The 13,566-nt window shown below is 46.9% G+C and carries 8 protein-coding genes, 2 pseudogenes and 1 other annotated feature; of the genes and pseudogenes, 2 read left to right on the top strand and 8 right to left on the bottom strand.

Going from position 1 to position 13,566, the window contains the following annotated elements; genetic code table 11:
- Positions 1–65: 65 nt before the first annotated feature.
- Both lptG and lptF read right to left on the bottom strand, forming a co-directional pair.
- Positions 66–1,124, bottom strand: coding sequence for an LPS export ABC transporter permease LptG (gene lptG, locus SOHN41_RS13330; protein ID WP_007649820.1), 1,059 nt, complete (start codon positions 1,122–1,124; stop codon positions 66–68).
- Positions 1,121–2,233, bottom strand: coding sequence for an LPS export ABC transporter permease LptF (gene lptF, locus SOHN41_RS13335; protein ID WP_007649821.1), 1,113 nt, complete (start codon positions 2,231–2,233; stop codon positions 1,121–1,123). Before lptF ends, lptG begins: the two co-directional genes overlap by 4 nt.
- Before the next feature lie 253 nt (positions 2,234–2,486).
- Between lptF and pepA the strand changes: the two genes are divergently transcribed.
- Positions 2,487–3,995, top strand: a complete 1,509-nt coding sequence (gene pepA, locus SOHN41_RS13340; protein WP_007649823.1) for a leucyl aminopeptidase — start codon at positions 2,487–2,489, stop codon at positions 3,993–3,995.
- A 171-nt stretch (positions 3,996–4,166) separates the two neighbouring features.
- Positions 4,167–4,283 (top strand) — a sequence feature (Phe leader region).
- A 41-nt stretch (positions 4,284–4,324) separates the two neighbouring features.
- Positions 4,325–6,301, top strand: coding sequence for a chorismate mutase (locus SOHN41_RS13345; protein ID WP_007649825.1), 1,977 nt, complete (start codon positions 4,325–4,327; stop codon positions 6,299–6,301).
- 40 nt (positions 6,302–6,341) lie between these two features.
- On the opposite strand, the gene SOHN41_RS13350 is transcribed toward SOHN41_RS13345, so the two are convergent.
- From SOHN41_RS13350 to SOHN41_RS13375, 6 genes and pseudogenes are all read right to left on the bottom strand, one after another.
- Positions 6,342–7,646: a cation:proton antiporter gene (locus SOHN41_RS13350; RefSeq protein WP_007649827.1), complete on the bottom strand. Its 1,305-nt coding sequence runs from the start codon at positions 7,644–7,646 to the stop codon at positions 6,342–6,344.
- A gap of 44 nt (positions 7,647–7,690) precedes the next feature.
- Positions 7,691–8,026: a hypothetical protein gene (locus SOHN41_RS13355; protein ID WP_007649829.1), complete on the bottom strand. Its 336-nt coding sequence runs from the start codon at positions 8,024–8,026 to the stop codon at positions 7,691–7,693.
- A gap of 135 nt (positions 8,027–8,161) precedes the next feature.
- Positions 8,162–9,276 (bottom strand): annotated as a pseudogene (locus SOHN41_RS13360) (FAD-binding oxidoreductase).
- Between the two features lie 76 nt (positions 9,277–9,352).
- A pseudogene (gene hcp / locus SOHN41_RS13365) lies at positions 9,353–11,016 on the bottom strand (hydroxylamine reductase).
- A 214-nt stretch (positions 11,017–11,230) separates the two neighbouring features.
- Entirely contained in the window at positions 11,231–12,370 is a 1,140-nt protein-coding gene (tyrA, locus tag SOHN41_RS13370) for a bifunctional chorismate mutase/prephenate dehydrogenase (RefSeq protein ID WP_007649836.1), read from the bottom strand.
- Positions 12,371–12,390: 20 nt separating this feature from the next.
- Positions 12,391–13,482: a 3-deoxy-7-phosphoheptulonate synthase gene (locus tag SOHN41_RS13375; protein ID WP_007649849.1), complete on the bottom strand. Its 1,092-nt coding sequence runs from the start codon at positions 13,480–13,482 to the stop codon at positions 12,391–12,393.
- Between the last annotated feature and the right edge of the window lie 84 nt (positions 13,483–13,566).

Below are 13,566 nucleotides of genomic sequence, written 5' to 3' on the forward strand. Positions count from 1 at the left end.
AAAAAACCGGACGCGTTAGTCGTCGTGTTTTTTTATGGGCTATATTCGGAATAACGGAATGCGTATCATCGTCGAATAAAGTAGAAGGCAATCCCAGTGAATAAGAGACTCGGTGCCACAGCCCCCACATAGGCGGGCAACTCGTAAACTATGCTCATAGGGCCAAAGATTTCGTTACTGATATAAAAGCTAAAACCTGCCACTACCCCAAGTAACACCCTAGCCCCCATAGTCACGGTTCGCAGCGGGCCAAATACAAAAGAGAGGGCCACCAGCATCATGACGCCAACGGTAATAGGTTGCATAAATTTACGCCACAGGGCGAGCTCATAACGGCTAGGATCTTGGCTATTGGTTTTCAGATAATCAAGATAGCCCAGTAGGCCACGAATAGAGAGCGCCTCAGGTTTAATCGACACAACACTGAGCTTATCTGGCGTTAAACTCGATTTCCATACCTCTTCTTCGAGGTAATCTAAACGCACTTGATCTGAGGTAACTTCAGTGCGCTCAACTCCAAATAAACGCCAACTATCCTTCGCAAATAGGGCTCGTTCAGCGTGTACAACATTAGTGAGCTTAAGCTCACTATTAAATTTATAGAGAGTAATGTTATTGAGTTTATTGATATCTTCAACTTCCCCAATATTGACAAATAGATCTCCATCCTTAGCCCAAATACCTCGGTGTGATTTAATTAAACTTCCGCCGGATAACTTGATCGCTTGCAACTCGTTGGCTTTCTGCTCTGCAATCGGCGCACCCCACTCACCCAGCGCCATTACCATCAGCATTAAGGGCACCGCCGTTTTCATGGCAGAAAGCGTGATCTGCAGCCGCGACATCCCCGATGCCTGCATCACCACAAGTTCGGAGTTCGACGCCAACATACCCATACCGATTAAAGCACCGAGCAGAACGGCCATCGGAAAAAACATTTCGATATCCCGTGGCACTAAAAATAGTACATAGATGCCGGCATCCATCATGGTATAAGTTCCACGGCCGACTAAACGCAATTGGTCCACCCACTTGATAATGCCAGAAAGGCCGGTGAGTACCAGTAAACACAGCGCCGAAGTGCTCAGTAATACCCTAGCAATATAAAGGTCTAAGATCTTCATGCAGCCGCCTTTCTACGTACCATCGCAGTGGATAACCGCGCGAACAAGGGCCTGTCTTTACCGAGCAGGAGGATCCCCATGGTCAAAGCAGACAAGTGTATCCACCACATGCCTAAATATTGCGGGATCACACCATCTTGGAGCGCTTTACGTCCAGCCACCATCAGACCAAAATAACCTAAATACAAGAGTACTGCTGGCAGCATCTTGGCAAATTTACCTTGGCGCACATTCACCCTTGCTAATGGCACTGCGATAAGTGTCATGATAGGAATGGCCAAGGGAATGGCGAGGCGCCACTGGAATTCTGCCACGGCTTCTGAACCTTCAACTTTAAGTAAATCCTTCAGTGGAAGAGCCGATAATTTGCGACGGCGTTCATCGACTTGTTGCTCTTTAATCTGCATTTTATAATCACCAAATTCAATTATCTGGTAATTTTTCAGCTGCGGACTCCCCTGATAACGCACCCCATCATTCAACTGCAATTGCTGGGCGCCGAAATTGTCTTCCAATACGCGGCCACCTTTCGCCACCACCACATTGGTTAAGCCCGTTTCATCACTGGGATCGGGTAACTGGGCCACAAACACTTTGTCCAGTTCATTGTCTTTGCCGATGCGCTCGACGAATAACACGGCGCGACCGTTAGGACTCGCCTGAAAACGCCCCTGCACCAGTGCCGCTAATCCAGCTTCAGATTGTGCTTTCTCCAGCACTTGATTTTGTTGCTCCTCCGCCCAAGGAGCGACATATAGGGACAAATATCCCGTAAACAGCATATTAATGACGGCAAGAATTAGGGTCACGCGGGTAACATACCACTCGCTCACGCCGACCCCATGGAGGATCACCATTTCGTTCTCGGCATACATGCGGCCGTGGGCCATCAAGATCCCAAGAAACAAACTCAAGGGTAAAACGAGCACCACTAAATAGGGGAGGTTTAAGCCTATTAATGTCGCAATGAGGGAGGCTGGGAATTCACCATCGGAGGCATCGGCCAGTATACGCACGAAATGCTGGCTAATAAAAATAGTTAACAGTACAAAAAGTACTGCAATTTGCGCTTTTAAAACTTCTCGAATAAGGTATCTAAATACAATCACAGGTAGGATCCGGTCTCTAAACTTATCTTTTTGCTGGTAACAGACTAACTTTCATGTAAACTGTTTACTTTTGATAGTTTTCTGACCAGCTTCAGGGGTTCCTGGCAAACTTAAGTATACGAGTGTTTCACAAACACGTGACTCAAATGCCGAGAATAAATCACCTTTGGAGTAATAACTTAGGCCCTTTCCGGGACAAGCAGACATTATCCAATAAATATAAAAATTTGTCTTTAAGAATCTAGGAGTGCTCATGGAGTTTAGCGTAAAGAGCGGTAGCCCCGAAAAACAACGCTCAGCTTGTATCGTTGTCGGTGTTTATGAACCTCGCCGTCTATCGGGTATCGCCGAGCAATTAGACAAGATTAGCGAAGGTTATATCAGTAATCTGTTGCGTCGCGGCGATCTGGAAGGCAAGCCTGGCCAGATGTTATTGCTGCATCACGTTCCTAATGTATTGAGTGAACGAGTGTTATTAGTTGGTTGTGGCAAAGAACGAGAACTAGACGAACGCCAGTATAAGCAGATCATTACTAAGACGATCAACACCTTGAATGAAACTGGGTCGATGGAAGCCGTGTGCTTTTTAACCGAGTTGCATGTTAAAGGTCGTGATACCTATTGGAAGGTACGTCAAGCCGTCGAAACCACCAACAACAGCTTGTACAGTTTCGATGCGTTAAAAAGTCGCAAAGGTGAAACCCGTCGTCCACTGCGTAAGTTAGTGTTCAACGTGCCAACTCGCCGCGAATTAACCTTAGGCGAACGCGCCATTGAGCACGGTATGGCCGTATCTGCGGGTGTGCATTTATGCCGCGATGTGGCCAATATGCCACCCAATATCTGCAATCCAGCCTATTTAGCCTCACAAGCACGCCAACTGGCTGAAATACATGAAAACCTGCATGTCACTACCGTAGGTGAAGAGCAAATGGCCAAGCTAGGCATGAACTCTTACCTCGCAGTGGGGCGTGCCAGTGCCAACGAGTCCATCATGACAGTGATGGAGTATAAAGGCGCTATCGACAGCACAGAGAAGCCGATTGTGTTGGTTGGTAAAGGTTTAACCTTCGACTCTGGTGGTATTTCTTTAAAACCTGGCGAAGCTATGGATGAAATGAAATACGACATGGGCGGCGCTGCGGGTGTGATTGGCACCATGAAAGCCATCTGTGAGATGAAGTTACCTATCAATGTCATCGGTGTACTTGCGGGTTGTGAAAACATGCCATCGGGTAATGCCTATCGTCCAGGTGATATTCTGACCACTATGTCGGGCCAAACCGTTGAAGTGCTTAATACCGACGCTGAAGGCCGTTTAGTGCTATGTGATGTATTGACCTATGTTGAGCGTTTCGAGCCTGAATTAGTGATCGACACCGCCACCTTAACGGGTGCCTGCGTGATCGCCTTAGGTAAGCATGCTTCAGGCCTATTCTCATCCCACAACCCATTGGCACACGAGCTGTTAAATGCCGGTGAGCAGAGCGGTGACCGCGCATGGCGCATGCCGTTATGGGATGAGTACCAAGATATGCTCGACAGCCCATTTGCGGACATGACCAACCTAGGTGGTCGTCCAGCGGGGTCTATTACCGCGGCCTGCTTCCTGTCACGTTTTGCGAAAAAGTACAATTGGGCACATCTAGATGTGGCCGGAACTGCGTGGAACAGCGGAGCCAATAAAGGGTCCACTGGCCGTCCAGTACCGATTCTGACTCAGTTCTTAATCAACCGTGCAGGTATTGAATTAGGCGAGTAATCGCAATGTGTTACAAAAAGGCGAAGCGTAATGCTTCGCCTTTTTTATTTCGCTTGTGCTTAAGCGCGACAATTATCAACCCAAACACGGTAGATGCTGAATAAGATGCGCTTTTATGAGTAACTTTTGATTGACAGCCACGCCCCAGCCCTTTAGTTTTAACCCCATGAAAACGATGACGACAGCTTTTTTTACTTTCTTTTTTACACCCCCACTCTAGGAGGCGGATTTACTGTGTAAAAACGAAAGTAAAAATCCAAAGCCTCCCCACTGGGAGGCTTTTTTGTCTTAAACGATTGGTCAAATACACGGCGGCAATTGAGGTCAGAATGCATAAACCACAGCCTTTAAACCAAACTCGAGAACAAATCACTCAACTCGATAATGAACTGCTCTCATTACTCGCCGAGCGTCGCCGCTTAAGTTTAGAAGTGGCCCGCAGCAAAGAGGTCGATATCAGACCCATTAGGGATACCCAAAGAGAAAAGGAATTATTGACTAGACTGGTTAAGGAGGGACGGGAAAAAGGCTTAGATGCCCACTATGTGATCTCCCTTTATCAGAGCATTATTGAAGATTCAGTGCTCAATCAGCAGGCTTATTTACACGGCCGCGCCAATCCTGAAACGCAAAAACAGCAATATTGTATCGCCTACCTTGGCGCTAGGGGCTCCTACTCTTACCTTGCCGCGACCCGTTATTGCCTACGCCGTCAAGTCGATATGTTGGATTTAGGCTGCCAAAGTTTCGATGAAATTGTGCAAGCGGTTGAATCGGGCCATGCCGATTATGGGTTTCTACCGATTGAAAATACCTCATCGGGTTCGATCAACGAAGTGTATGATGTGCTGCAACATACCAGTCTTTCTATCGTCGGCGAGACCACCATAGAAGTAAGCCATTGTCTACTTGGCAAACCCGGTAGCAAACTGAGTGATATCAAGACCGTTTACGCCCATCCGCAACCTATCAGCCAATGCAGTCGCTATCTCAGTCAACACAAAGATTTAAGGCTAGAATATTGCTCGAGCAGCGCCGAGGCGATGGAAAAGGTCAATCAAAGTGCCGACAATAGTGCAGGAGCTATTGGTAGCACCGAAGGTGGTGCGCTCTATCAGTTAGAGTCCATAGAAGCGGGCCTTGCCAATCAAAAAATCAACCAAAGCCGTTTTATTGTTGTAGCCCGTAAAGCCGTGGCAGTGCCTGAACAACTGCCCGCGAAAACGACTTTAATCATGGCAACGGGTCAAAAGGCCGGAGCCTTAGTCGAGGCCCTGCTAGTACTGAAGGCTCATCAATTGAATATGAGCAAGTTAGAGTCTCGCCCAATCCCGGGCACGCCCTGGGAAGAAATGTTCTACCTCGATATCGATGCCAATATATCCAGTGAAGCCATGCAGGCGGGATTGAAGCAATTAGAGCGGATCACACGTTTTATCAAAGTCTTAGGTTGCTATCCCTGCGAAACAGTTAAACCAACACAGCTGAGCAACAGCCAACTGCTGATTGAGCCTAGCACCTCTAAGACTCAGAATATCAGCCACAATACGCCGGAATTAAACCCCTATAGATACAGCAAAGCCTATAAAGCACAGGACAGTGAAATTAGCAGCGGTCCATTGAGCATAGGTGCAGGACACATTGGGGCGATAGCCAAGATTAGCCTGACAAAGGAACTGTCTCCCTTAGCTTTATCTCAATTTGAGCGTAGGGTAAAACAGCTTAAGGAAGTGGGGTTTCAAGCCATTATTTTGGAGGCGGTAAACCTCTTAGTCTCACCCGAGTTAACCTTACCTAAGCTGCGTCAAATCCTGCACCAGTACGATTTACTGTGCATTGTCGCCGTAGAACAAAGCGCGGATATGGCACTGGCAACCCAACAGGCAGACATGTTGTTTATCACGGGAAAACAAATGTTTAACCAAGCCCTATTGACCCAAGCTGGCACACTGCCAATGCCACTATTGCTCGAACGTAATGATATGGCAAGCTATGAGGAATTTTTGGCAGCGACCGAGATTATTTTAAGCCAAGGTAATCAGCAGTTGATCCTCTGCGACTCGGGAGTTCGCACCTTTAATCATGCGAATCTTCCGACCTTAGATCTAGCGAGCCTGATCCAAATTAAGGCCACTAGTCATTTACCCATAGTGATCAACCCTTGTTATGCCATTGCGCAGGACGCTTTGGTGCTGCAAACCCAAGGGATTAAACAACTTAAGGCCGATGGCTTAGTGCTTAACTGCACACTCGAAGACAATGATCTCGAACTCACGGCCCAAGTTGTCCGGGAATTATATCGTTAACCTTTAGGGTAGAAGATAAGCCACAGCACCGAGTTGTGGCTTATCCCCGCGCAGACACACTACCTTGTTTCGCATTGACTGGCACGGCATTACTCCTGCGAATAAGTCCTGCCATAGTCGAACCTTGCACTAAGATAGAAAACACCACCACCGCATAGGTCATCACCAATAAGAGCTCGCGTAGCTCCACACCACTGCTCGTATCAACCACTATCCCCTGGGGTAGGCTCATGGCCATTGCCAGTGCCAATCCGCCACGTAGCCCACCCCAAATCAAAATAGACTCTGCATAGGGGTTGTAGGATTTAACCATTCTAAATCCCCGATAAGGGAGTAACACACTGACGGCACGCGCCAATAGTACGAGCGGAATCGCTAAAAACATAAACCACCACAGTGGTGCTTTAAAAGTCACGAGTAACAGTAATAAGCCAAGTAACAGGAAGAGTAATGCATTGAAGAAGGATTCGATCAGTGACCAAAATGTCAGTAACTTAACCCTTTCCTGACGAACAAAATATTTAGGCACACTGAAGTTACCTATGATAATACCGGCACTTACCATAGCGAGCGGTCCAGATACCCCAAAAACCTCCGCCATCACATAACCCGCTGTCGGAATAAGCAAAGTCACTAACATCAATTGGGTTTCTTCCTCACAGTAACGGAAAAAATGATGTAATAAGACACCTAATACCGCGCCATAAATCAAACCACCTATCGCTTCGTGGATAAATAAGGCCGATACCTGCAGAGCCGTAATCGACTCAGTCGAAAACGCCATTTGGGATAACACCACAAAAACGACTAACCCGATACCATCATTGAATAGGGACTCTCCCTCCACTTGAATGGCGATATCCTCTGGGGCTCCCATTTTCTTTAAAATGGCCAGTACGGCAATCGGATCTGTGGGAGAAATTAAGGCGCCAAAGAGTAGGCAATGGGTGAGCGCTAGGGGTAATCCCAACTGGGGCGCAGCCCAAAATAGCAGGCCACCAATGATAAAGGTCGACAGCAATGTACTCACACAGGCAAGGATGAGGATCTCCCACTTTTGGTGCTTTAATATTGATAAGCGGATCTGCAGGGCGCCAGCGAAAAGTAAGAAACCGAGCATGCCATTCAGTAAGAGCGCCTGAAAATCGAGTTTCTCAAGCCCAACTACAAAATAGCCATATACTTCGCCCCCAAGCGCCTTACCACCGAGGAGCAGCAATAAACTCATCCCTAGGGCCAAAGCCGTGATAGCAACGGTTTCTTGTAATTTATGCACCCGTGAAGAGATTACAGAGGTGACTAAGGCTAACGCACAGAGAATACAGAGAATTTGATAACTAGACATGGGAGTCTCTTTCAACGCCAAGGTGCAGAGACTCTAGCACATATTTAGATTTCTAAACCATCCAATAAGCTTAACCAACCTTTTAGGATTCGATGGCAAAACCAAATAATACCAAAGAGATAAATCGAAAGACTGAGCCAAGTGACAGGCACCCAATAACCGAGTGCCAACAGGCCGATAAAAATAATAGTGGAATGGCGCTGCCAACGCAGATGCGAAGCAAGTAGCCCATTATTCAGTGTTTGGCGTTGCGATACATTGATAAACAGACTCAAGAGTACAGGAAGCAAGAGTAGTGGAAAGCCCGACATCAAGGCATAAAGCAAATGCCCAAGGCTATGATCTTCAATTTTTGCGGCATAGGTAGTTGTCGTTGTCATTGAGAGACTCCAGCCAGACGATGGGACTGGGCGCTCACAATCAACGCCCTTGTCTTTAACCTTACGTTCTCGGGTAAATAATCGCAACTAAGGAGTTAAAATATTTCCGCTCGAAAGCAAATGTCCCCATTCAGACTACAAGGACAAAGTGATATCGGACTTCAACTTAGTCGAGCAGGCTAACACAAAGCCAGCCTCAATCTCCGCGGGAGTTAATGTCATAGTACTACTGGATTCGGTCTCCCCTTCAAGCACTTGGCATTTGCAGGCACCACACACGCCAGAGCGGCAGGCGGCAATAATCGGCAAACCTTCAGCTTCAATGCCTTCGAGTAAGCTTTGCTCTGGGGTTAACGCGCGCTTTCTATCGCCGATAGATAACATAAAAGACGAACTGGAATTGGCTGGCTCTATGGCCTGTATTTCAGCTTGCTTGACTCTGTGTTGTGCCTCTTTGACCGCGGTGGCAAAGCTTTCATGGTGCAGTTGAGCCATATCAAAATTAAGCTCGCCCAGTAAGCGCTTCACGGCCTGCATATAGGGCTCTGGACCACATAAAAATACGGTCCGTTCCGCAAAGTCGGGTACCAAGTCAAGCAAACTTTTGGCACTTAAACGCCCAATATCATGTAGAACTTCATCCCCATGCCATAGTGTTTCTGTTGTGATGGATTCCAACATATAACGCAGCTTAAAACGGCTATGACGCTGCGCCATAGTGGCTAAGGAGGATTTAAAAATGATGTCTGCTTCGGAGCGAGCACTATGTACAAAGGCAATATCGGCGTCCATCTGGCTATCGGTAAGATAACGAGACATAGAGTACATAGGGGTAATACCACAGCCAGCACTCAAGAATAGATATTTTTTGCAGGAATATCAAACAGATTAAACTGTCCTGTGGGTGGTAATACCCGAACACTTTGCCCCGGATGCAAATGGTCAATAAGATAATTGGAGACGAGTCCTCCTTCGACCCGCTTAATGGTCACCATAAGGGAATAAGGGCGCGATGGTGTAGAGGACAAAGTATAACTGCGACAAGCTTGCTCACCGTTGATCTCAAGCACTAAGGTCATAAACTGACCAGGCTTATAATCAAACTTCATTGGCTCACCCGCTTGAAAACGAAAGCTCACCACATCAGCGGTTTCGTTCCAGCGTTCGACGCACACTAATTGATTGAAACTCTCCTGTCTTTGGGGAGAAAAGGATAATGCCCCCTCCCTCGACATCAGACTCATATTCATAGCATTTTTATCCACAAAACACTGCGGCTTTACTCAAACGATTAAAACCGCAGTTAAGCAAGGGTTCTCGGTTGACTTAGGCCACGTTTAACATGGTTTTCAAATCAGCCTCAACGGTCGTGGTATTGCGTAGGCCAAACTTATCTTCCAAAATTTTGGCTAAATTCGCCGTTAGGAAGGCTGGAGGGGTTGGGCCTGTACGAATGTTTTTACCCCAAGGGAGAGCAAGGTCAACAATACAACAATGGCTTTTTGCTCGAACCATGAAAGCACTAAGCTAAGGGGTAATTCATTAATATCGCACTCAAAAATCTCTGAAAGTGCAATCGCAAGCTGAATGGCAGAATAAGCATCGTTACACTGGCCAATATCGAGTAAACGCGGGATTCCGTTGATATCACCAAAGTCGAGTTTATTGAACTTGTACTTGCCACAACCTAAGGTCAGGATCACTGAATCTTTAGGGGCAGATTTAGCCAGATCGGTAAAATAGCTTCTTTCAGCCTTATCGCCATCACAGCCCCCAACGAGGAAGAAGTGCTTGATTGAGCCATTTTTCACATTATCAACCACGGCAGGAGCCGCAGCCATTAAGGCATTACGGGCAAAACCAATGGTGATGTTGTGTGGAATTTCATCATAATTAAAGCCTTCTAAAGCAAGGGCTTTATCTACCACCGCCGAGAAATCATCACCCACAATATGTGTCACCCCAGGCCAGCCGACAATGCTGCGGGTGAAAATGCGGTCGCTATAATTGCCCACATTGGGATCGATAATGCAGTTTGATGTCATCACCACAGCACCGGGGAAGTTAGCGAACTCCTTTTGTTGGTTCTGCCAAGCGCTACCGTAGTTACCGACAAGGTGAGGATATTTTTTAAAGGCGGGATACGCGAGTGCTGGCAACATTTCACCGTGGGTATACACATTGATGCCCTTGCCTGCGGTTTGCTCGAGGATAAGCTCTAAGTCCTTCATATCATGGCCGGAGACTAAAATCGCCTTGCCTTTAACTGACTTAGTATTCACCACTGTAGGCTCAGGGTGGCCGAAGGCCTCTGTCTCACCCGCATCGAGTAACGCCATAATGCGATAATTAAGCTGGCCTATGTCCATCGCAGTGGTGAATAACTTGTCTCCATCGACACTAGGCTCACCTAAGAATGCCATAATTTCATGGAAACGTTCTGCGATGCTGGCATCCGTTTTACCTAATACTCGAGCATGCTCCATATAGGCTGCTGCGCCCTTAAGGCCGTATAGGCAAAGCAGCCTTAACCCTAGGATATCCTCATGGATTTCATGCTTGTCTTTATTCAAAAGTGCAATAGGCGCCTGAGAAAGCATTTCAACTTTGGTCGTCCCCAACACTAATTGAGCGACTTCAGGAACCTGCTCTGCAACGATTCCCGCCGTCTCACATGCCGCTTCATAGGCAAGCTTTAAACTCGCACGATACTTAGCGGCCTGCTGCGCGTAGGCAATAAGGCGTTCATCGTCAAAATTGACGTTAGTCAGCGTAGAGAAAAATGCCTTAGGCACAAAACTGTCAACTTCGGCATCGATAATGCCCAGCCCGCGAGCTTTGACCGCATACACAGACACGCCCTGCAGCATATAAATCAATAAATCCTGCAGATCGGACGTTGCCGCCAACTTGCCACACATACCTTGGGAATAACTACAACCATTGCCAGCGGGTGTACGGATGGTTTGCTCACACTGAATACAAAACATGGATAGACTCCTAATTTAAATTCATGCTTTATTTATGCATGTTTAAAACTAGTCTACCGAAACCCTGTATAAGCGACAGCAATTTCTAAAATTCAATATCAAATGTTAGAGAAAGATCACCTTAAGCAAATGCTAATAAATATAAAAATCCTAGCTAACGCCCATAAAAAAACGCCCATCATTGATGGACGTTTCTTACATAACTAATTGTTTATTAATTAGCTTTCATATCACTAACCGATTGTAACATAATGCGACTTTCACGCTGAAACTGCGGTGCAAACTCCCCAAACCACGTAGCAACAGTTTGAAACTGCTTAATAAACTCATCCCTATCACCACGCTTTAGCAGCTCTAATGCTTCACGGTAGTTATCTAAATAATCGCCGATAGCGTGCTGGCTATCCTGCTGGGCAAAAATAATATCTGCGTAAAGCTCAGGACTTTGGGCGAATAAACGCCCGACCATGGCTAATTCCAAACGATAAATCGGCGAGCTAAATTGCAGTAAAGTATCGATATCCGCCTCTTCCTTACACAGATTCAAACCATAGACAAAGGTCGAGAAATGGCGCATCGCCTGCACTAACTGCATCGCACTGTCGTGGCGCTCGGGCTCAGCTTCGACAATCCGCGCCCCCCAAATGGTGATCTGTTCGAGCAACCATTGGTATTTATCAGGCTCACGTCCGTGACACACCACGACGACTTGCTTTGCTAAGCTCCCAACATCGGGACCAAACATGGGGTGGAATCCCACCACGGGGCCTTTATGGGCCTCGAGCATGGCGTTAACTGGCTCAGTTTTGATGGACGTTAAGTCGGCTAAAATGCAATCCTTTGGCAACTGAGTCAGTTTTTCACGAATAAGCTCACAGGTGATGGCAATAGGCACTGTCACCAACACCATTCCTGCCTCGGCAAATAAACTATCCGCTTGCTGCCAGTCATCTTTATCAAGAATATTAACTTGATAACCCGACAGCTTCAGCATCTGTTGGAATAAGCCGCCAAGCTGACCTTTACCACCGACAATCACCACTGGGCCGAGATCTTTTTTGACTTGTTTAAAGCCAACATCTTTTTCATTGAGATAAGACTCACGCATCAAGCGGCGTAGAATGTCCTCAATTAGTTGTGGTGCAATCCCCATCGCATTGGCTTCTTCACGGCGTTTAGCCAACATAGCCGCTTCCCGCTGTGGCGCATAAATTGGTAGTCCTGCGGCGTGTTTTACCGTACCAACCTGTGCGACTAAATCCAATCGTTTACGCAGTAAATGCAATAATTGCTGATCGACACCGTCGATAAGTCCACGAAGGTTCTCTAGCTCGGCCGTTGTTTTTTCATTCATACTTTGAGTCCATTAAGCACTTAGGCATTTGCCACTTTCAACGTATTAAAACGTGTGGTGAGTATCGAAGATAACTTCGATGCACCTTGGCGTAAAACGGTTTCGGTTTTTTCCCAATTAATACAGGAATCCGTCACAGAAACACCGTACGCTAACTCGCTTAATGGCTTATCACAGCTCTGATTTCCTTCATTTAAATGACTTTCTAACATCACACCGATAATAGACTTATTGCCATGGTAGATTTGTGTAAAAACATCCTCGCACACGGGAATTTGCCGTGCATAATCCTTGGAGGAGTTACCATGACTACAATCGATGATAAGGCGAGCATTGAGCTTGGCCTTATGTAGCTGCGCTTCACATTCAGCCACGCTGGCGGCATCGTAATTGGGTGTCGCGCCGCCACGCAGGATCACATGCCCATCGGGGTTACCCGCCGTTTGCAATAGTGCAACCTGGCCTTGCTGGTTAATGCCCATAAATCTGTGGCTACTGGCCGCCGATTTAAGTGCATTAATTGCCACATCGAGCTTACCATCTGTGCCATTTTTAAAGCCGACGGGCATAGACAGGCCCGAAGCCATCTCCCTATGGGTTTGCGATTCAGTGGTGCGAGCACCAATCGCCGACCAAGTCACTAACTCAGAAATATATTGTGGGCTGATAGGATCGAGCGCTTCGGTGGCGACAGGCAACTCGAGTTCGGCCAGCCAAATCATCAGCTCACGAGCCATCTTTAAGCCCTTCTCGACATCGAAGGACTCGTCCATATCGGGATCGTTAATCATCCCCTTCCAACCCACTGTGGTGCGCGGCTTTTCAAAGTACACTCGCATTAAAATATAAAACTCATCACTGAGCTCATCGTGCAACTTTTTAAGTTTTAAGGCGTATTCCTTAGCCGCAGTGATATCGTGGATAGAGCAAGGGCCAGCGACAATCAGCACTCGGTTATCGCGTTTATGGACAATATCGGCGACGGTTTTGCGGGCATTGAGGATATAACGATAGGCATGTTCGGAGAGTGGCAGCGCATTTTTAAGCTCTTGCGGCGTAATTAAGATCTTCTCTGAACTAATGTGTACGTTATTTATCGTATCCTGCTGCATGCTTACCACCTGAGACTGAGTGTTATACCCTGTTTTAAAGCTCATCTTCAAAAGCTTGGGTGTGAGTTTGTTCGTAAAAAATGA

It is taken from the genome of Shewanella sp. HN-41 (assembly GCF_000217915.1).
In the GTDB taxonomy this organism is placed as follows: domain Bacteria; phylum Pseudomonadota; class Gammaproteobacteria; order Enterobacterales; family Shewanellaceae; genus Shewanella.